17 protein-coding genes are annotated in these 21744 nt (G+C 35.1%); 5 read left to right on the forward strand and 12 right to left on the reverse strand.

The window, feature by feature from the left end; genetic code table 11:
• Positions 1-40: 40 nt before the first annotated feature.
• Together CHB80_RS04370 and CHB80_RS04375 are read right to left on the reverse strand one after the other, a co-directional pair.
• Entirely contained in the window at positions 41-2488 is a 2448-nt protein-coding gene (locus CHB80_RS04370; RefSeq protein WP_089370201.1) for a TonB-dependent receptor plug domain-containing protein, read from the reverse strand.
• A gap of 54 nt (positions 2489-2542) precedes the next feature.
• On the reverse strand, positions 2543-3619 hold the full coding sequence (locus CHB80_RS04375; RefSeq protein ID WP_089370767.1) for a PA0069 family radical SAM protein: 1077 nt from the start codon (positions 3617-3619) through the stop codon (positions 2543-2545).
• Positions 3620-3745: 126 nt separating this feature from the next.
• On the opposite strand from CHB80_RS04375, the gene CHB80_RS04380 reads away from it, so the two are divergent.
• Positions 3746-5158: a Gfo/Idh/MocA family protein gene (locus CHB80_RS04380; protein ID WP_089370202.1), complete on the forward strand. Its 1413-nt coding sequence runs from the start codon at positions 3746-3748 to the stop codon at positions 5156-5158.
• 73 nt (positions 5159-5231) lie between these two features.
• Positions 5232-5801, forward strand: coding sequence for a hypothetical protein (locus CHB80_RS04385; protein WP_089370203.1), 570 nt, complete (start codon positions 5232-5234; stop codon positions 5799-5801).
• Between the two features lie 7 nt (positions 5802-5808).
• Here the strand turns inward: CHB80_RS04385 and CHB80_RS04390 are convergent, their stop codons facing one another.
• The 10 genes from CHB80_RS04390 to CHB80_RS04435 form a co-directional block, all read right to left on the reverse strand.
• Positions 5809-6639 (reverse strand): GIN domain-containing protein, encoded by an 831-nt coding sequence (locus tag CHB80_RS04390; protein ID WP_089370204.1) that lies wholly within the window; start codon positions 6637-6639, stop codon positions 5809-5811.
• Positions 6640-6684: 45 nt separating this feature from the next.
• Positions 6685-7467 carry an enoyl-CoA hydratase/isomerase family protein gene (locus CHB80_RS04395; RefSeq protein ID WP_089370205.1) on the reverse strand — a complete coding sequence of 261 codons (783 nt, stop codon included), beginning with the start codon at positions 7465-7467 and terminating at the stop codon, positions 6685-6687.
• Between the two features lie 24 nt (positions 7468-7491).
• Complete coding sequence (locus tag CHB80_RS04400; RefSeq protein ID WP_089370206.1) at positions 7492-8895, reverse strand: sensor histidine kinase; 1404 nt, start codon at positions 8893-8895, stop codon at positions 7492-7494.
• 120 nt (positions 8896-9015) lie between these two features.
• Positions 9016-9567, reverse strand: coding sequence for a CopD family protein (locus CHB80_RS04405; RefSeq protein WP_089370207.1), 552 nt, complete (start codon positions 9565-9567; stop codon positions 9016-9018).
• A gap of 90 nt (positions 9568-9657) precedes the next feature.
• Positions 9658-10317 (reverse strand): outer membrane protein, encoded by a 660-nt coding sequence (locus tag CHB80_RS04410; RefSeq protein ID WP_089370208.1) that lies wholly within the window; start codon positions 10315-10317, stop codon positions 9658-9660.
• Positions 10318-10618: 301 nt separating this feature from the next.
• Positions 10619-13711: a WD40/YVTN/BNR-like repeat-containing protein gene (locus tag CHB80_RS04415; RefSeq protein ID WP_089370209.1), complete on the reverse strand. Its 3093-nt coding sequence runs from the start codon at positions 13709-13711 to the stop codon at positions 10619-10621.
• A gap of 251 nt (positions 13712-13962) precedes the next feature.
• Positions 13963-15348 carry an MATE family efflux transporter gene (locus CHB80_RS04420; RefSeq protein WP_089370210.1) on the reverse strand — a complete coding sequence of 462 codons (1386 nt, stop codon included), beginning with the start codon at positions 15346-15348 and terminating at the stop codon, positions 13963-13965.
• Between the two features lie 67 nt (positions 15349-15415).
• Positions 15416-16450: a ferrochelatase gene (gene hemH / locus CHB80_RS04425; RefSeq protein ID WP_089370211.1), complete on the reverse strand. Its 1035-nt coding sequence runs from the start codon at positions 16448-16450 to the stop codon at positions 15416-15418.
• 155 nt (positions 16451-16605) lie between these two features.
• A complete protein-coding gene (locus CHB80_RS04430) occupies positions 16606-17376 on the reverse strand; it encodes a ThuA domain-containing protein (protein ID WP_089370212.1) in 771 nt (256 codons plus the stop codon).
• A gap of 10 nt (positions 17377-17386) precedes the next feature.
• Positions 17387-18283, reverse strand: a complete 897-nt coding sequence (locus CHB80_RS04435; RefSeq protein WP_089370213.1) for an AraC family transcriptional regulator — start codon at positions 18281-18283, stop codon at positions 17387-17389.
• 180 nt (positions 18284-18463) lie between these two features.
• Here CHB80_RS04435 and hemA point away from each other — a divergent pair, with 180 nt between their 5' ends.
• The 3 genes from hemA to CHB80_RS24855 are packed head-to-tail and all read left to right on the forward strand — an operon-like array spanning position 18464 to position 21718.
• Positions 18464-19714 (forward strand): glutamyl-tRNA reductase, encoded by a 1251-nt coding sequence (gene hemA, locus CHB80_RS04440; protein ID WP_089370214.1) that lies wholly within the window; start codon positions 18464-18466, stop codon positions 19712-19714.
• The gene (hemC, locus tag CHB80_RS04445) at positions 19707-20624 is read left to right on the forward strand and encodes a hydroxymethylbilane synthase (protein ID WP_089370215.1); all 918 of its coding nucleotides are present in this window, start codon (positions 19707-19709) and stop codon (positions 20622-20624) included. The genes hemA and hemC overlap by 8 nt, the downstream gene beginning before the upstream one ends.
• 44 nt (positions 20625-20668) lie before the next feature.
• Positions 20669-21718 carry a DUF559 domain-containing protein gene (locus CHB80_RS24855; RefSeq protein WP_218823074.1) on the forward strand — a complete coding sequence of 350 codons (1050 nt, stop codon included), beginning with the start codon at positions 20669-20671 and terminating at the stop codon, positions 21716-21718.
• The last annotated feature ends 26 nt before the right edge of the window (positions 21719-21744 follow it).

The following is a 21744-nucleotide window of genomic DNA, read 5'->3' on the forward strand; positions in this document are numbered from 1 at the left end:
GGTATTTATGAATTCTAAATGGGTAAAATAGTGTGAGTTATTACAGTAAAAACTCGTCGAGTTGGGCTTTTCCTATATCGGAGGTAAGTTTTATAACCTTTACATCTTTTCGTTCTTTAGATGTCCCATAATCTCTATAAATAGTATATTTAAGGTAGGGTGGTACTGTTGTAAAAGTCTCTTCTCCTAAATACTCAATATTGACAATCCATAAGCCATGAGGAGCATCATCTATAACAAATTCTTCTGTTTGAAACCCAGATTTTACTTCGGCTTCTAAGCGTTCTTTATTATCAAAAAGTGTATGATTCCATTTAAAATATTTTTTATTGGGATTGACAAACTGGAATTCAAATGGCGCTTCTCTATCTGACCATTCTAAGACCATTCGTAAATCTAGGCTATAGCTATTCAATAACCAGTCTTCCGGAAGTCTTTGGGTATTTATTTTATCCTTATGCAAGGATACTAAATGCAGTAATTCATGCCCCAAAGGTTTATCTAATCCAGAAAAATCAACTCCTAAAATCTGCTCTCCTAGCATATTGATATACAATTCTAATGCTTTATCATAAAATCCAGCTTCTTCATAAGCTTTCGCAAGATCTCTATAAGATTGTGCTTCACGAGGTACAATACTTGTAATACGTTCATACAATTTTAAAGCATTATCATACTCTCCCGCACTTTCATATAAATAGGCTGCAACTCGTAATACTTTAGGGTTTTTCTGAGCTACTTCAACAAGTCTTGACCTAATCACTTTTGCTTTTTCTCTATCTAATGGTTGAAAGTACAAAGCCATATCGATAAAAAATGCAGCATTAGTAGTATTGGCTTTAGAAAGGTTTTGATACCTCTCAAATTGCTTATCAAGTCCTTCTATATCTTGTATTTGCTTTACATAATTTGGTTTTAAAGCTTCTAAATTAAGTTGCGCTACTTGTTCTGTATAATCATTTCCAGTTACTAAAGCGGTATCTACAATTTCTCCATCATCACCTATGGTAATAAATGCTTTTGTCTTTACAATAAAAGCTCCTCCAGATGCAATAGATCCATAACGACTAGAAGCTTGTATTGATTTTAAAATAGATATACTTGCTACATTTTGAGGATCAACAAAATTAGGTGTTTGTTCATAAAGAGCTCCATCTACAACCCATACAGCAGGTTTTGGGCTATTTCCTCCTCGTATTGTAAATACGGCTTCACTTCCAAATCCAGATACTTGAACACCTGCAAAACGGCCGCGAATAATATCTGCTAAATATTGCGCATTTGGACGTATATCAGCACTTGTAATGGTATTTACAGAAACCCCTACTTGATCTTTACTTCTTTCTCCAAAGCCTGTATCTGACGTTTCTTTACTCTTTGCTCTTTTTCCTGTAATAACTACCTCTTTTAGTAATTCATCTATGGGTGTCATTTCTACAAGTAATGTCTCTTTATCTTCTACAAGCATTTCTTTAGGATGCATTCCTAAATAGCGTATTTGTAACACATCTCCTACTTCTGCCGGAACTGTAAAACTCCCGTCTGACTTTGACAAAAACTCTTCTAAATCTCCCTTTATTGTAATACTCGCTCCCTGAATAGGTCCTATAGATGTTTTTACAATACCATTAAATGAAGATGATATCGCTACATTCTTATCTTTAAAAAGAACCCCTCTTTTAATTTGATCTATGCTCTCTGCAATAGACGCTTCCGAAAGGTTTACATAACTCCCAGAAGTAAAACTGGCAAGAGAGCGTAAGTAATTATGATTAGCTCTAGATTGACTACTCACCGAATAGAATGGAATATCTCTATCTCCTTCCCATTGGCCTAAAACCGCTTCTCCATCAGAAAATAAGAGCACTGCATCTGTATTTCCTGTAGTTAAAATATCATAAGAGGTTGTCCCTTGATACACTAATCCCTCCACTTCTTTCTTTAATACAGATATGTCTTTATTGATGGTATGTCTTTTTGTAGAAAGTATCTTTTCATTAAAAACAACAAAGGTGACATTTACTTCTCCTAGTTCTTCAAAATAGGCATCTATAAAACCCCATTCTTTTTTAAAATCTCTTCTATCTGAAGACAGAGAGGCATCCCAAAATATTTTTATGTTTTTTTGATCTTCAAATGATTTTGTTGCTACAACTTCATTTGTCTTAGTAAGATAAATTTTACTTGATTTATTAAAGAGACCTCGAATATTATCTCCTCTTAATTCTATGGTTTCATATCCAGGCGCACTAATTCTAAGTCGAGAAGCGTTGCCTATGGTTTGATGATATTTTCGATAATTAAAAAGCCCATTTGAACTGGTAACCACTCCTACTCCTTGATCAGTAATCCCAATCTTAACTCCACCAACAGGGACTTTGGTTTCTTCATCTAAAATCTTACCTCTAAAGACTGTTTGCGCCGTAAGCGTTTGCAATAACGCCATAACGATAAGTCCAAAAACTAAGATGCTATATTTCTTTCTCATGCCTCAAAAGTACATTAACCTTGCAAATATGGCAAAACCCATAAAAAAAGCATCTTAAAGATTGTTAAAAAGCCCTAACTGTCCTTTTTTTGTCTTTATAAATATATCTGTATTCAAAGGAGGGAGCTCTCTATCTTTAAAATATTTATTTCTTCCTATTTCAAATTGTTTATGAATTTGTGCTGCATAATTCCCTTCTCCTTTCATGCGTTGTCCAAACCTAGAATCATTTAATTGTCCTCCATGGCAATCGGCTATTTGATTCAATACTTTATCTGCTTTGTCTGGTAACGTTTTACGAATCCAATCTTCAAAAATCCCTCCTATAGCTCCATTTAATCTTACAATAGTATACCCTACCTTTAGAGCCCCTCTATGAGCAATTTCTTTTAATAAGGGTAAAATCTCATGCGTGTTAATACCTGGAATCATAGGTCCAGCCATCACCATTACTGGAATTCCTTCGTTACTTAAACGCTCTATGGCTTGCAGTCTCTTTTTGATAGTTGCAGTGCGAGGCTCCATGAGTCGTCTTGTCTCTTCAGACAGCGTAGTTACTGAAAAAATAACCCTACACAAATTGTCTTTAGCAAGTGCTTTCAAAATATCAATATCACGAGTTACCAAAGTGTTTTTGGTAATAATACCAACGGGATGTTTGTACTTTAAGAATAGTTGTAATAACTGTCTCGTAATTTTCAATTTCTTCTCTATGGGTTGATAACAATCTGTATTTCCTGACAGTACAATGGTAGCTGCTTCCCAGGACGAGCTTTGTAATTTCTTTTCAAGTAAGCTAGGCGCATTTTTCTTTACCAATATTTTTTGCTCAAAGTCCAGTCCAGCGCCATAACCCCAATATTCATGACTATTGCGAGCATAACAATAAATACATCCATGCTCACAGCCTTGGTAAGGATTTAAAGAATAGCCCATACCTACATCTGGACTGGTGACTTTGTTTACAATAGTTTTTGGAAAGGTCTCTATATATACCGTTTTTGGATTATTTGGAAGTTCGTTTTCGCGAAAGCAAAATTCTAAGAAGTCATCACGCATCTCTTCACTATGTTCAAAAAAGCGATTAGATACATGTATTTGAGCACCACGTCCTTTTATTGATTCTTTCATATATGCTTTCGCGAAAACAGAAGCCTTCTGTATTAAAATTGGATTTAATACAAAAATATGGAAATATTCCATAAATGCAACTATTTAAAAGAATTAATTAACTTTAGAAAAATTAATCTCATCACCATGAAACGTCGTTCCTTTATTAAAAAATCTGCTGTAGCTAGTACGGCTTTTACTATCGTCCCTAGTTTTGTTCTAGGAGGAAACCATATTGCACCTAGCGATACCTTATATATTGCTGCAGTTGGTGTAGGTGGAAGAGGCGGTGGTGTGGTAAGAGATCTCACCAATCATGGGAAAGTAAAATTTGTTGCTTTATGTGATGTAGATGATAAGATGGGAGCAGGGAGTTATAAATTACATCCCAATGCAAAGCAGTATCGTGACTTTAGAAAAATATACGACAATCATCTCAATGATATTGATGCCATTATGGTGGGGACACCAGATCATACACACGCAACTATCGCGCTTCCTTTTATGCGTGAAAAAAAACATGCCTATGTAGAAAAACCCCTAACCCATAATATCTATGAAGCACGCCTTATGGCTGAAACTGCTGCAAAACAAGGTATTGTTACTCAAATGGGAAATCAAGGGGCTTCTGGAGATGGGATTCGTATAGCACAAGAATGGATTAATGCTGGAGTCATTGGGAAAGTACATCGTGTAGACTGTTGGACCAACAGACCTGTATGGCCACAAGGATTTAAGCATATTACACAAGGACAAACCGTTCCAGATCATTTAGATTGGGATTTATGGTTAGGTCCTGCAGCCACACGTCCATATAATGAGAATTACCTTCCTTTTAAATGGAGAGGTTTCTGGGATTTTGGAACAGGTGCTATGGGAGATATGGGATGTCATATCATGGAAACTCCTTTTAAAACATTAGACTTAGGTTTTCCATATGAAGCAGAAGCGAGTTGTACGACCATTTGGTCTGGTGATTTTGTAGAAGCCGATTATTCTGAAGCATGTCCTCCAAGCTCAATTGTTCGTTTAAAATTTGACTCTCCAACACAAGGAGATGTTTCTTTAAATTGGTATGATGGCGGTATTATGCCTGATCTTCCATCAGAATTAAAAGATGGAGAAAAACCTGGCGACGGTGGTGGTGGAAGTATCTTTTATGGTACCGATGGTATTATGATTACAGATACGTATTCTCGTAATCCTAGATTACTTCCTAGTGAGCGAATGAAAGACTTTAAAAGCCCTGCCGAAACTATTGCACGTGTAAAGACATCACATGCTGGCGAGTGGATTGAAGCGTGTCTAAACAATAAACCTACTTCTTCTCCTTTTTCTTATGGAGGACCGCTTACCGAAGCTGTATTAATGGGTAATCTTGCCATTAAAGCATTTCAATACAAAACCTTAAAAGATGGTAAGAAAGTGGGTGATTGGGATCCATATGAGTATCCTGGACGCCGTACTATAAAATGGGACGGTGCTAATATGCGTGTAACCAATTATGAAGCGGCAAATGCATGGGTGAAACGTGCCTATCGAGAAGGATGGGAGCTGTAACGTTTTACCAAAACTATAGTCTAATACGTTAAAAGCATATTAAATAACACTTATCTTAATAGTTCTATCTCATTTGAAAAAGAAAAACATACTACCATTATTTGCTATCATTTCTTTTATCCTTGGACTTTTTCTTTACTTCAAATATGAAGATTTAGCATTAATGATTTTATGTTTTTTTATCCCTGTATTCATTACTTTGATCATAACCTATATTGAATACGAAAAAGTCACTACTGGAAATGACTACGTTATGTTATCAAAAAGGAAAGTTCCTACTGATTGGAAATGGACTTTTTTTATTGTGGTCATCATGATCAGTTTCAAAAACCTAACAGTATATTCTGGAATACTAATTATTCTTATAATTATCTATGCTTTTTTAGCATACACAATGTCAAAACGACGTACGTTTACTATAAATATGTCGGGTGTTAAAGAATTAAATATTCAAGAGAAGAAAAGAGAAATTTCTGAAATCACTCATTTTGAAATTTATGGAAATAATGTAGAAATGAGATTCAATACTAACGAGTTTTTACAAATCAATAAGAGTGAATTATTATATCCTAAATGGGATATTTTTACTTCTCAAATGAATGAGTTAAAACTTTACATAAATCTACAAAAGGAGAAGGAGTAACAATAAATTATTCCTTCTTCAAGATTTTCGCCTTATTCTTTAGTCCAGTTACCGTTATGGTAGGCTCGCCATAAAGTTGCAAGACAGCACTGTCTTGTGCATATAAGGTAATGGCTTCTTTTACTTGCATATAAGCATCTGAAGAATCTGAAAGATTAATTTCTGTTGTAGTTACTAACGCTTCTTTGGCAGTTAGCTTTCCATTTCCCGTTAACGTCAGGTTTGCGGTTGCGATCGTACCATCTAGTAATAGTTTTGACGTATCACTTACTTGAGCGATAAGTGTATCTACAATAGCATACATTTTTAAGGTAGCTCTCCCATCTAAGGTTACATTACTTGATGCCGATTTTGTTTTAAGAGTACCATCTGCATCACTAAACAATTCAATATCAATAGCACCAGTATATGATAGATCGAGTTCAAATTTTGAAGATTTACCTGCTGTAAGTACTAAGTTGTCTCCATTTATAAGACCTTCTGCTTTTAAACGAGCTTTATTATTTAAATGAATCTCAGCAATCGTACTAACAGTGATCGTAATTTTAAACTTTTTCTTTTTTACGATACGATGTGTTGCTGTTATTTTAAGTGTATTATCTTCTATAGTAAACTGAATAACATCTATCAGATTATCATCTGTCTCTATCGAATATGCATTGGTAGCGCCTTGATTTAGTTCAATATCAAAGTCCCCATCAATATCAATAATATCAAAGGATTCTTCAAGTGCAACTTCTTTTAAGGTAACAATTCCTGAGCCTTTGATTTTAGGCAATTGTTGTCCAAGCATACTCATACTCATAAAGAGTACAATTACAATCCATAGTTTTTTCATGTGATTATAGAATGTATTAATTAATTCTGTATTTGGAACTCAAAATTACTTTCCAGGAAAATTGGCTTTGCGTTTTTCTAGAAAAGCGGTAGTTCCTTCTTTAAAATCTTCTGTACCAAAACATGTACCAAAAGCATCTATTTCTGCTTTAAAACCATCTACTCCATTTTTAAAACCTGCATTAATGGCTTTAATTCCTTCGGCAATAGCTACCGATGAGTTTCGCATTATTTTTCCTGCGATTTTCTCTGCAAGTGGAATTAACTCTTCTTGTGTTACTACATGATTTACAAGTCCGTAACTCAATGCTGTATTTGCATCTATCATACCAGCAGTCATGATCATCTCCATAGCGCGTCCTTTACCTACTAATTGTGGTAAACGCTGTGTTCCTCCATATCCTGGAATAACACCGAGAGAAACTTCTGGTAATCCCATGCGTGCATTATCACTTGCGATTCTAAAATGTGCTGCCATAGCAAGTTCTAAACCGCCACCTAAAGCAAATCCGTTTACGGCTGCAATCACAGGTGTGTTTAAGTTTTCTACAAAATCAAATAAATCTTCCTGTCCTTTTCTAGCGAGTTCGGCGCCTTGATCTACAGAAAAATCAGCAAATTCAGAAATATCTGCCCCTGCAACAAATGCTTTCTCTCCTGTACCTGTAATGATAATTACTTTTGTGGTTGTGTCTTCGTTAGCTTTCGCGAAAGCGGAATGCAATTCGGCAATGGTTTCCTTATTTAAGGCATTTAATTTTGTGGGTCTATTAATTGTGATGGTTGTTATACCATCGTTTTGATTTACAAGAATGTTGTTATAATCCATGTTTTTTATATCTAGGTGTGTGTTTTATTCTTTGGGGAATCTTACTGTAAATACAGTTCCTTTTCCTTCTTGGGATGTAAAATTAATACTTCCATTATAGGTTTCCATAATATTCTTTACCATGGCAAGACCGAGTCCCATCCCACTTGTTTTTGTGGTGAATTTTGGTTCAAATATTTTAGGTTTATTTTCTTCTGTAATTCCAATTCCGTTATCGCTTACTGTAATCAAAACCTCAGCATCTACCGTTTGTACATCTACTAGAATTTTAGGCGACTCTGTATTTTTAGTAGCTTGAATTGCGTTTTTAACTAAGTTGGTTACTACTCGTATTAATTGAGTTCTATCAAACTTTGCACGTATTTCATGGTCCGCTTTCGCGAAAGCGATATTACGTTCTCTAAATATATCTAACGCCAGTTTTACTACATTAGAAACATCTAACGTTTCACTTTGTTGCGCAGGCATATCTGCAAAGTTTGAAAATGCAGAAGCAATACTACTCATAGTATCAATTTGTTGAATAAGTGTATTACTGTATTCTTTAATTTTTATGTTAATCTCTGGGTCTTCAGGATCAAAACGTCTTTCAAAACTCTGCACCGTTAATCGCATAGGAGTTAACGGGTTTTTGATCTCATGAGCTACTTGTTTTGCCATTTCGCGCCAAGCAGCTTCACGTTCATTTTGAGCTAATTGAGCAGCACTTTCTTCTAGCTCATCTATCATTCTATTATAGGCAGAAACTAGCGTTAATAACTCTGTTGGAAGGCTTTTAGTGTCTACTTTTTTATTACGCCTATCTAGTTGTGTTTCTTTGATTTTTTCTTCAATATCTTTAAGGCGAAGTGTAATATACCTCGCTAGAATAAACGCCAGAAAAATAGCTGTGATAAAAACGATAAGTGCCACAACTCCTATACGTATGAGGAGCTCTCGCATTTCTTTATTAATAAATGACTCACTGTCTTCATATTGTATTTGAAGAATCGCTAATCGTTTAAACTTCGGGTCATCTATATAGGAATAGGATATCTGTTGTGGTATTTCTGTATCTACTCGCTCTACATATCTTTTTTCTAAAGCACTAGCTAATGTCTCTAAAATACGTTTGGGTATGGTTTTTTGAACAGAACTCTTAAAAAGATCTTCTGTAGAAGAAATTAAAGGGTTTCCTTCTAAATCATAAAGTGTAATATTTTCTCCATGAATACGGGCAATCTCATAAATTTCGTCTTTAAAGATTAAATGAATTTTATCTGTTTGAAGTAAGAATGTGGTCTCTTTAAGAGTTCTATCTATATCTTTTTTTATAGCATTTTCTTTACGCTCTAAACGGTCTTTATTATAATCTTTTATTTGCTCTCTATATTGAAAATAGGTAATCCCAGAAATTAAAGAAAAGGTAATTAATACCAATATGAGCATAGAGGTAAAAATTCGAAAGCTTAATGATTTAGTGTTTAAATTGAGCACTGGGTTTTTTCTTAAATGACTAAGGTACTAAGATTACTTTTTTATTAGATAGATAATGTTCTTATAACTTTGTTAAGCATCTGGGTTTTTTTCTTGAATCTTACGATATAATCGTATGCCAAGCATTAATAAAACACCTAGACCAATGATTCCAAATACGCCGTATATCCAGTGGGTTGCACTTTTTGTAACAGCTAGAAAAACAACTGCAAATAAAATAAGAGTCGCACCTTCATTCCATATACGCATAAACTTAGAAGAATACTTAAATTCTCCTCTTTGAAATTGTTTGTGAATACTCCATGTCTTTGCATGATAGATATATAGCAATATCACAAAACCTAACTTTATTTGCATCCATGGGCTTTCTAATAATGTAGGTGCAATGTGCAACATCAAGAAGGCAAATAGAGAGCAAAGCACTAATGAGGGTCCTGTTATAATTTTCCAAAGGCGCTTGGCCATCAGACCTAGTTGTTTCCCCAAAATCTCACGATCTGGAGATGGTTTTTCATTAGCTTCTACTTGATACACAAAAAGCCGTGGCATATAGAAGAGTCCTGCAAACCAAGTTACCATAAAAATAATGTGGAGTGCTTTTATATAGTTATAGTATTCTGCCATATAGCAAAGATACGCGATCCCTATAAATAGTAAAAAGCCTTCGTACGAAGGCTTTTTACTATTTATAGGACTTATTATGTCTTTCTTACATTAAAAGAAAACATTAAAACCTGCATTAAAAGTTATAGTGTTGTTTATATTTCTAAAATTACTTTCATTATCATCTTTATCTTTAGAAGATGTAGAAATGTACCCTATTCCTAAATCTACAGAAACAAAATCATTTAAGAAGAAAGCTACTCCCCCATTAAAACCATATGCAAAAATAGATCTTCTTGTCTCTGTTGAGTTTATAATATCATCTCCGATAATAACATTTTCACTTTCTGCTTTTAAAGAGCCAAAACCAATAGACCCTTCTAAAAAAGGTTTAATTTTCGTTTTTCCAAAATAATAACGAACAAAAGGAGAAGCTATAATAGAAGTGCTTTTACTCTCAAGATCAGAATCGTCACTCTTGAATTTTCCTGTACTAAAAGCTACTTCTGCTCCTACCGCCAGATTATCAATTACAAAATATCCAGTACTTGGTGCTATTGAAAAAAAGGTGTTAGTTCCCAAATCTATATCGTCAATATTGTCACTTTTCACTTTTAAACTCTCACTAGAAAAGTTAAAGCTAGAACTACCTCCAACAATAAAATTACCTTTGGTTGTAGGAGGAATAGAAGTATCATCACCTGATTGAGAAAAACCAGAAAAAGAATAAAAGAATAAAGTTAAAATAAATAGTGTTTTTAATGATTGCATAAATTGAAATGAATTAGTTGTTAAAATGATTTTTTAAGACAATATATCTTGCTTATTGTCTGATTATAAGTATTAAACCCTTACAATATGTTACAGATTATCTCTGATAATAAGATTTAAAAAACGAAAAAAATTATGTCCAAAAACTGTGACTATTTTTCTTTGAATCTTCTGCAATCTAGGATACAACTTTGTGAAGAAAAAACTACATATCCGTAGATTAAACAATATACGGAAGTAAAAAAGCCTAGTAGATTTCTCTACTAGGCCAATATTCTTTAGTTTATTACTTTGTATCTTTTTAATCCTCTACAAACAGGTAATTCAACTTTAAATTATTAAAATCTGTATTAAATTGTGCTACCTCAGCATCTAGCATTGTATCAAATGCTTCAAGTTGTTTTGTGATAGCTGCAGAAAGTTCATTCTTAACAGCAATATCTTGATCGGTAGGTCCAAAATCACCCATTCCTACAAGACTATTTAAGTGCCCTAATTTATTAGTTAACTTAATCGGGAAATTTAAAGGATCTTGACCTGAACGATTTTTGGTTTGATATAACTCTTTCTCTATTTTACTAAACGCTTCTTGCATTGTTTTTGCTTTCTCACGCAAATCAGCCGTACGACTATCATCTTTATATTGAGCTTCAAATGCTTTTAGTTGTGCATTCATTTTTCTGATTTTCTTAATGCTCTGATGCGCACGATCAACCGTTTTATTGACATCACTTATAAAATCATATTGTCGTTGCATATCAGCAACCGTAGCTTCTGCATTTGGATTTGGTCTGATCACAAATGCTTGCGTTTGTTCTTCTCCATTTACATTCATCACCACTTTATAATTTCCTGGAACAGCTTTAGGCCCATCAAGACTTGCCCACCAAAGAATCATTCCTTTCAATCTTTCTGCACCGTCTGTACGGGTGTTCCAAGAAAATAAATTCCCTCCTTTTTTTGCTTTAAGTTTATCTTTTTTCTCTTTGGCTCCTGTGCTAAATGATTGTATAGTATCACCAGCTACCGTCATATACGTAAGTGAAATCGTATCTTTTTTGGCATCATACTCTTTTAAGTTAAAATACGTCATTACACCACTTGGATGATTGGTTCCGGTAGTAAGGCTTCCTGTACGACTACCTCCTCCCATACGATAGGTGTCCTTGGGTTTAAATAAATAGTTCGCTTTCGCGAAAGCAGACTGATGCAGCATCCCCAAGTCATCAATAATCCATAAACTACGTCCTTGTGTAGCTACAATAAGATTATTGTCTTTAATCGTAAGATCAGTAATTGGAACAATTGGAAGGTTTAACTGAAATGACTTCCAGTTCTTTCCATCGTCAAAACTAATATACATTCCTGTTTCAGTTCCCGCATATAGCAATCCTTTTTGTTTCGGATCTTCACGTACTACGCGCGTAAAATGCTCTGCTGGAATTCCGTTAGTAATTTTCTTCCAGGTCTTTCCATAATCTGTAGTTTTATATAAATACGGAGCAAAATCACCAGATTTATAACGTGTTCCAGCAATATACGCAGTACCTTCATCAAAGGCACTAGGCTCTACACTATTAATCATCATCCACTCTGGCATTCCTTTTGGGGTTACATTATCCCAAGTTTCTCCACCATTACGACTTACATGCACTAAGCCATCATCACTTCCTACCCAAAGTAATCCTTCTTTAAGTGGAGACTCGGCCGCAGCAAAAATGGTACAGTAATATTCTACAGAGGTATTATCTTGAGTAATGGGTCCTCCAGAAGATTTCATTTTTTCTGGATCATTACGGGTTAAATCTGGGCTAATTACTTTCCAACTTTGCCCTTCATTTTCAGTGACGTGTACATTTTGTGAAAAGGTGTACATACGATTAGGATTGTGCTTACTAAAAATAATAGGGAAATTCCATTGGAAGCGGTATTTCATATCTTCTACGCCATGTCCCATTGGGTTATCTGGCCATACAGAAATAGAACGCACGGTGTTTTTCTCATGGTTTACTCTCGTTAAGAAACCATCATAACTTCCTCCATATACAATCTCATTATTTTTTGGATCTACTGCAATATGAGCACTCTCACCTCCTGCTGTACTTTCCCAATCGTCTTCAGAGATACTAAACCCTTCTGTTCTATGCGGAATACGGATGGTACTATTATCCTGTTGTGCTACATAAATACGATATGGAAATGCATTATCTGTTGTGACTCTATAAAACTGGGAAGTTGGCTGATTTAAATAAGTACTCCAACTACGTCCTCCATCATATGTAACCTGAGCTCCTCCATCATCTCCTATTATCATACGATTAGGATCTTCTGGAGCAATCCATAAATCGTGATGATCACCATGTGGTGCATTATACGTACTAAAGGATTTTCCTCCATCGGTAGATTTATGGTAGCGTACGTTTAATACATATACTGTATTTTCATCTTTAGTATCTGCATATAAACGTGTATAATACCATGCTCGCTGGCGTAATTTACGCTCTGAATTTATTTTAGACCAGTTCATCCCACCATCTTTCGAAGTATAGAGTCCTCCTTCTTTTTCATTTTCTACCATGGCATACAAACGGTTGCTATTTACAGGAGATACGGTAATACCCATAATTCCTAAAATTCCTTTGGCAAAACCATCATTTGTAGATAGTTCTGTCCAAGTCTCACCTTCATCTGTACTTTTCCAAAGCGCCGATCCATCTCCACCAGAGCTTAAACTATACGGTGTACGTCTCGCATTCCAAGTAGTGGCATATAATACTCTATAATTATTAGGATCTATAATTAAATCTACAACACCTGCATTGGCATTGCTAAACAGGGTTTGTCTCCATGTTTTTCCTCCATCAATACTTTTATAGACTCCACGTTCTTGTGTGGGTTTATAGATATTTCCTAGCACTCCTGCATATACGATATCAGGATTGGTAGGGTGTACTCGAATACGAGGTACATGACGACTATTTTTAAGTCCCATCTGACTCCATGTTTGTCCTGCGTCTACAGTTTTCCAGATACCATATCCAGATGACACATTACCACGGAGGGTTTTTTCTCCTCCTCCTACATAAATTACATTAGGGTCGCTTTTAGAAACCTCAACAGCTCCAATACTTCCTCCAAAGAAACCATCAGAGATGTTTTCCCATTCTTTTCCTCCATTTGTAGTGCGCCATACACCGCCGCCGGTGCTACCCATATAGAATAAATCAGGTTGTCCTGGCACTCCAGTTACAGCAGCGCTTCGACCACCTCTAAAAGGACCAATTAATCGATATTCTAGGGCTTCGTACGAAGATTCGTCTGGTGTTTGTGCACTCGTTTGTAATGCCATTCCTGAGAAAATACTCAAGAAAAGGAAGAGGATGTTGGTTTTCATGTGTTTGTTTTTATTGTTTTTTGATGGTCACATGTAACTTTAGATGCTTGAAATAATTATAGTATTATATATTTATAATTATTCCCAACACGTCGGTTTCATTGAATTTTAGTTTGGTATTTCGATAGAAATTTAAGGAATTCTTAAGAAGGAATCCTTTTTTAGGAGTTTTTTAACGTATTCCGTAAAAGAGAAATTTTGGCTATTTGAAAGGGATTGTAGCTAAGTTCGATTTCGCGAAAGCGTATACATTATCCTTCTGCTTGGAGTGCCAGTTTAGTTTTTACTTCTTTATTTAAGAAATATCCTGTCACCATAGTAGAAAGAATATCAGCTATAGGGAATGCAATCCATACGCCCCAAACACCTAAAAACGGAGGTAATATTAGAATTAAAGGAATTAAGAAAAATCCTTGTTTTGTCAGGCTTAAAAGTAAGGCTGGCACTGCTTTTCCTATAGATTGAAAATAGGCCGAACCTATAAGTTGTACTACAATAATAGGGGTTGCTGCAAATACCCAACGTAATGCATTTGGTGTTCTTGCAAAAATCTCAGCATTATCTGCAATAGTTTGAGGATCTCCTCCTTTGTCACTTAAGAATATGGAGACAAAGAAATCTGGAAAACTCATAATAATGGCAAAAATAAGTAATGCCAGTATCCCTGCATATTTGATAGACGTATTGATGGTTTCTCGTACACGTTTGTATTTTTCTGCTCCATAATTATACCCAGCTATAGGCATAAACCCTTGTGTCACTCCTATTACAGGAAAAAGTGCAAACATGAGCATTCTACTTATAATACCATAAGAGGCTTGGTCTAAAGCATCTCCATAGGTAATCAATACATTATTTAATAAAATTCCAAGAACACTAATGATTCCTTGACGCGCTAATGTAACACCACTCAGTCCACTAATTTCTTTGAAAATAGTAGGTTCTAGAATAAAGGAATTTAATTTAAGACGCAATTCACTTTTGGCGACAAAAAACCAAAAGATAAAACCAAAACAGATCCCGTAACTTATAAAGGTTGCCCACGCGGCGCCTTCCATTCCATAGCCTAATACTTTAATCAAAATGTAATCCATGATAATATTACCAACCGCTGGAAGGATCATGGCATACATGGCAAATTTAGGTTTTCCTTCTGCTCGTATGACATTATTACCCATCATACACAACGCAAGCATCAAGATACCATAAAGAACAATACGGTAATAGACAAGTGCCATTTCTTTATAGGAGTCGGCAGCGCCAAAAAATTCTATAAAATAATCCTGAAAAACAAGTCCAATAATGGCTAAAGAACCAGATATAAGTGTGGTCAATGTAATTTGATTCCCAAAAACTTTTAAGGCCTTTTTATCATCTCCTGCTCCTAAAGCTCTTGAGAGTACAGAACTACCTCCAATCCCTACAGCAAGACCAATAGCGGCAATAAAAAAAGTAAAAGGAATTACAACCGTAATGGCAGAAATTGCCTGAGGGCCAATCCATCTTCCTACAAAAATGGTATCTACAATCATATTCAAAGACATGACTAGAATACCTATAGAAGCAGGTACTGCCTGTTTAACAAGTAGTTTTGAGATAGGTTCTGTGCCTAAGGCTGTGGAGTTTTTTTTGGACAAAAATTATGTGTTAGCTCCCTGCAAGATGCAACCACTTTTTGAAAAAGTGTGTTAATAGAACGTGAAATTAAACGACTTCTACTTTAGCTTCTTCCCACGCTGCAATCCAACCTGCAATAACGGCCGCCCAATCATCTCGATCATTTAAACATGGAATCGTTGTAAACTCTTTTCCCCCTGCTTCATGGAAAATTTCTTCCCCTTCCATCGCAATTTCTTCTAGTGTTTCCAAACAATCAGAAACAAAAGCTGGTGTAACTATTGCCATTTTTTTAAATCCTTCTTTTCCCATACGTTCTATGGTTCTATCTGTATAAGGCTGTAACCAAGGATCAAACCCTAAACGTGATTGAAAAGATGTAGAAAAAGTTCCTGGTTCTAAGTTGAGATATTGACCTACTTTACGAGTAGTTTCATAACATTGATGACGATAGCAAAACTCATGTGCTTTTGAAGCTGCACTACAACAACTTCCGTCAATCTTACAATGAAGCTTGGTCACATCACTTTTACGTATATGCCTTTCAGGTACTCCATGGTAACTAAATAGTAAATGCTCGTAATCTAATTCTTTAAGATGTTCTCCTATACTTTCTGACAGTACTTTGATATAGTCATCTTTACGATAAAACGCAGGAACATCTGTGATTTTCATCGTTGGAAAATGTGTAGCTCTTAACTCTTCGGCAAGTACTAAAATGGTCTCTGTAGTTGCCATTGCAAACTGAGGGTATAATGGCAATAACATCACATCATCTACTCCTTGATCATGTAATTTTTGTAATCCTTCCTTTATAGAAGGCGTACCGTAACGCATTGCAATTTCCACAGGCAATTCTGTATGTGCTTGAACTTTCTTTTGCAGACGCTCTGTAAGAACAATAAGCGGAGATCCTTCTTCCCACCAAATCTTACTATACGCTTTAGCACTTTGTTTAGGGCGCGTATTCAAAATAATACCTTTTACTAGTAATGCGCGAGCCGCATAGGGAACATCAATTACCCGCTCGTCCATCAAAAATTCACCTAAATACTTTTTTACATCCTTAGGATCTGTACTCTTTGGAGATCCTAAATTAACGAGTAAAACACCTTTGCTCATTGTTTTTTCTTTTATAATAGCTCTCTACGTTGTAGAAATGAATCTTATTTAAAATGTCTAAACTTTATTAGTTATGTTTAGACAAAATTCGTTCGCAAAAATACGGAGTATCTTACAATACGTCATTATGAAACATATAAGAGTTTTTGATAGTACTATTCTAAACACCATAAAAGGGCTTCTTCTAGGTGTTTTCTAAACCCTATTTCTTCATAAGATTCTTTGGTATGACCGCCTCCTGTATAAAAAGCTTTTCCTCCATCATACAAATGATACCACGCAATAGGATGGAAATCCCCATTGGTGCCACCTTCATAACTTGTTTCATCGAGTTGCAATACAGCAGTAATAGTAGGGTTTAAGTTTTTATAATTATACCACTCATCATCTCTTGAAAACGATGATTCATAATGTTTTGTACTTCCGTGCTTGTTTATTGTTTTTTGTACTGTTGCTTTCCTAATATTGGGATTATTAGGGTGGCTTTCAAAATAGCCTCCTACTAATTTTCCATACCAAGGCCATTCATATTCGGTATCGGCAGCAGCATGTATTCCTAAATAACTTCCACCTCCTTGAATGTAGGCTTCAAACTTCTTTTGAGCTTCATTATCTAGTACATTTCCTGTAGTACTTAAAAATACAATTGCATCATATTGAGGTAAAAAAGCAGTTGAGAAATGCGTACTATCTTCTGTGTGCTCTACCACAAAGTTGTGTGTTTTTCCAAAATCCTTGATTGTCGCGATCCCAGTTTCTATAGATTTATGACGCCACCCTAAAGTTTTAGTAAATACTAATACCTTCTTCGTTTGGGTTTGTTTTTCTGTGGCAAGGCTTGTATTTGCGGCCTCTGTATTTTTTTTCGCGCAAGCGGAAAGAAGAATACCTATAAAAAAAGAGAGTGCTATTAATTTAATTTTCATGTATATATGTTTATCCTAAAGACATTAAATATTTCTTAGGAGTGGTTCCAAACTTCTTTTTAAATCCTGCAATAAAATGACTTGAAGTACTATAGCCTACTTTAAGACCTACTTCATTGACATTATAATGACCAGAAGCAAGTAATTGCCTAGCGACTTCCATCTTGTAATCAAATAAAAAACTATACACAGAATCTCCATAAATCTGTTTAAATCCTTCTTTAAGTTTTTTAAGAGATAACCCAACTTCCAAAGAAAGTTCTGATAAGGTTGGAGGTTCTGTCATACGAGCAATAATAATTTCTTTGGCTTTTTTTATTTTGGTGACATTGTCTTCATCTGCAAGAAAAGGGCATTGTGCAATGTCTGCATCTACAGGTCTATTAAAATAAAGACTCAATAATTCATACGCCTTTCCTTTAAAATACAACTCCTTAATACTAGGGTGTAAATTATAATTCATTAATTGATTCAGAACAATTGCCATACTAGGGGTTACAATTCCATCTTTATAATATTTACGATCCTTATTTTCTTCACTTAAAAAAGTAATATAATTTGCTTCGCGCGAAAAAAGACTATGAAATTTTTTGATCGAAACCAAAATAGAAACAACCCACGTATCAGGTTGTAATTGTAAATTCATAGGTAAATCTCGCTGTGGATTATATAGTAATAATGATTGATCTTCTGGCATAGGTAAACGATACGCACCATTATTAAATGTAAAAACAGATTGTCCTTTTAAACAAAAATGAAATTGAATAATACTACTATCTACTTCTCGAACTATTTGCCTATTGAAATCTAGCATATTAGAAAATGCCAGCACAGAAAACCCTGGTTCTAATATGGTTTCAGTTTCCAAACCTTGAGCGACACTTTTAGGATCTGTTTGAAGAGTCATAGTTACTGTTTTATTTAGAATCATTCTAATTAACGATATGCAAATATCGCTTATAGCACCACTAAAATAAGGTGTTTTAAGTAAATCTGCACGTAGAAATACCCGAATTTGCGCAATTCGACAATTTTGGAACGTCTAGCGTTATTTTTTTTCGACTAAGGAAGATATTTTTGCGCCACTATGAACGTTTTAGGGTCATCAGAATTTTATGTCATCGGACTTAGCTATAAAAAAGCTGATGCCGAAGTACGTGGACATTTTAGTGTTTCTGAAGAAGCACAGGAACAAATCCTATCAAATGCAAAAGCATCTGGGGTAGAAGCACTCACTGTAATCTCTACCTGTAACAGAACTGAACTGTATGGTTTTGCACAAAACCCTTCACAATTAATACAACTCCTTTGTAAGTATACACAAGGTAATGTAGAAGAGTTTGAAAAAGTATCCTACATCCATGAAAGTGATGATGCTATTCAGCATTTATTTAAAGTAGGAACAGGTCTTGACAGCCAAATACTAGGAGATTTTGAAATCATAGGACAGCTAAAGGTTGGGTTTAAAAAAGCAAAAACACATGATTTAGTCAATCCATTTATGGAACGATTAATTAATAGTGTGATTCAGGCCAGTAAGCGCATTAAGACAGAAACAGAAATTTCTTCGGGAGCTACTTCAGTAAGCTTTGCTGCTGTACAATATATCATGGCTCGCGTGCCTTATGTTTCTGAGAAAAACATTTTACTTTTCGGAACTGGAAAAATAGGACGTAACACTTGTGAAAATCTTATTAAGCATACTAAAAATGAACACATCACACTCATAAATCGCACCAAAGAAAAAGCGCAGAAAATAGCAGGAAAATTCAATTTACTTGTGAAGGATTATGCAGATATTCAAAGTGAGATTTCACAAACAGATGTATTAGTTGTTGCTACCGGAGCCCAAAATCCTACCATTACTAAAGAGCTTATTTATACTAAAAAACCATTACTTATACTTGATTTATCTATTCCAAAAAATGTAGCAAGTAATGTCACAGATTTAGAAAACGTAACACTTATTCATCTAGATCAACTTTCTAAAATGACAGATGACACATTAAAGCGTCGTCAACAATACATTCCTAAAGCAGAGGCTATTATAGCACAAATCACAAAAGAATTTAAAGCTTGGTTATCTACAAGAGCATTTGCCCCTACGATTCAAGCATTAAAATCAAAATTGAATGATATAAGTGCTTTAGAGCTAAATAATCACCGTAAGAAAATAGACAGCTTCAATGAAGATCAAGCACATTTAATTTCTGATCGCCTTATCCAGAAGATCACTAATAGATTTGCAAATCATTTACGTAATGCTAATGGCACTACAGAACAAAGCATTGAACTTATAAAAGCTATTTTTGAACTAGAACAATCAGACAGTGAATAGAGTCATACGCATCGGGACTCGTGATAGTGAGCTCGCATTATGGCAAGCAACCACCGTACAGAAACAACTTGAACATCACGGTTATAAAACAGAACTAGTGCCCGTAAAATCTACTGGAGATCTTGTACTAGACAAACCTTTATACGAATTAGGAATTACAGGAATTTTCACCAAAACCCTTGATGTAGCTATGCTTAATGGCACTGTAGATATTGCCGTGCATAGTATGAAAGATGTTCCTACTGCACTTCCTATAGGTATTGTACAAGCAGCTGTTTTAGAGAGAGCCGCTACTCAAGATTTATTAGTACACAAAGGGACTCCTGATTATACACAAGACTGTATCATTGCAACAGGAAGTCTTCGTCGTCAAGCACAATGGCTTAACAAGTATCCACATCACCAAACAACAGATTTACGAGGTAATGTAAATACACGACTCCAAAAATTAGATGATAGTGATTGGACCGGGGCTATTTTCGCGAAAGCGGGATTAGAACGTATTAATATCCTTCCATCTAATTACGAAGTATTAGACTGGATGACACCAGCGCCAGCACAAGGAGCTATGCTTATTGTTGCCTTAGAAAATGATGATTTTTCTAAAACCGCTTGCGCGAAATTAAACCATGAAGCAACCGCTTTGTGTACCCATATAGAAAGAGAATTTTTACGAACCCTAGAAGGAGGTTGTACCGCACCTATAGGAGCTATTGCTAATATAAAAGAAGAAACTATTCACTTTACCGGTGTTTTATTTTCACTAGATGGCAAGACAAAATTAGAGGTCAATCAGTCTGTTTCTGTATCACATAGTCAAGGATTTGGTGTAGACTGTGCTTTAGAGATATTAGATAATGGTGGTCGTGAACTCATGAAAGAGATTAAAGCATCTATTAATAAGAAATAAAATGCCCTCATCCCTAACCCTTCTCCCACTGAGATGGGAAAATTATGAAGAAGATTTCTAAGAAAAATATTGCCAGACATCTCAGACAGGAACAAACACCTGCCGAGGAACATCTATGGCAATTACTAAGAAATAGACAATTTGAAGATCTTAAATTTAGAAGACAACACCCTATAAAAAAATATATCGTTGATTTTTGCTGTCTAGAAATTATGTTAGTTATTGAGCTTGATGGAGCATATCACAATGATAACTATCAAAAAGAAAAAGATGACCTAAGAGACGCTCATTTAAGAGGTTTAGGATATCGAGTATTACGCTATCCTAATAAAATAGCACTTGAAAACACTCAAATTATTTATGATGATATTCTTAAAAGAAAAGAAGAGTCAACTCCTTCTCTCTTGAGGGAGAAGGCTGGGATGAGGGTGCTATCCACAAAAAAACTAAAACCTAACCAGCGAGAATTACTTCTTAATGCGGGTGTGAGTTTTGTGGAATATGATGCTATCTCTATTGCACCTATTGATTTTGAGATTCCAGAAGAAATAGAAAATATTATCATTACAAGTCAAAACGGAGCAAAATTCTTTATAAACAAACTTAAAACGCTACCTCTCCTTGAGGAGAAGGCTGAGGCGAGGTATTTTGCAGTTGGAGAAAAAACAACAGCACTTCTAGAAGAAAACAACTATAAAGTAGCCAAAACAGCTCAAAATGGAGCAGAATTAGGGCATTTTATAGTAAAAAACCACAAAAATGGGCATTTCACCTATTTCTGCGGAAAACAACGTAGAGATGAATTACCCACTATTTTAAAAGAGGCCGCTATTTTGTGTAACGAAATTGTGACTTATGAAACTCATCTTAATGAGCAGTCATTTATTCAGAAGTTTGATGGGATTTTATTCTATAGTCCTAGTGCTGTATCCGCTTTCGCGAAAGCGAATAAAATAAATAAAGCTTTTTGCATTGGTAATACCACAGCAACAGAAGCAAGAAAATATACAGATCAAGTAATTGTATCTAATGCAACAACCATAGAGAGTACCATTGCAAAAGCTGTAAATACATTAAAAAAATTGACTAGTTAAGTTTAACAAAACAAACATGTCCCCTC

It is taken from the genome of Dokdonia pacifica (genome assembly GCF_900188275.1).
Classification (GTDB): Bacteria; Bacteroidota; Bacteroidia; order Flavobacteriales; family Flavobacteriaceae; genus Dokdonia; species Dokdonia pacifica.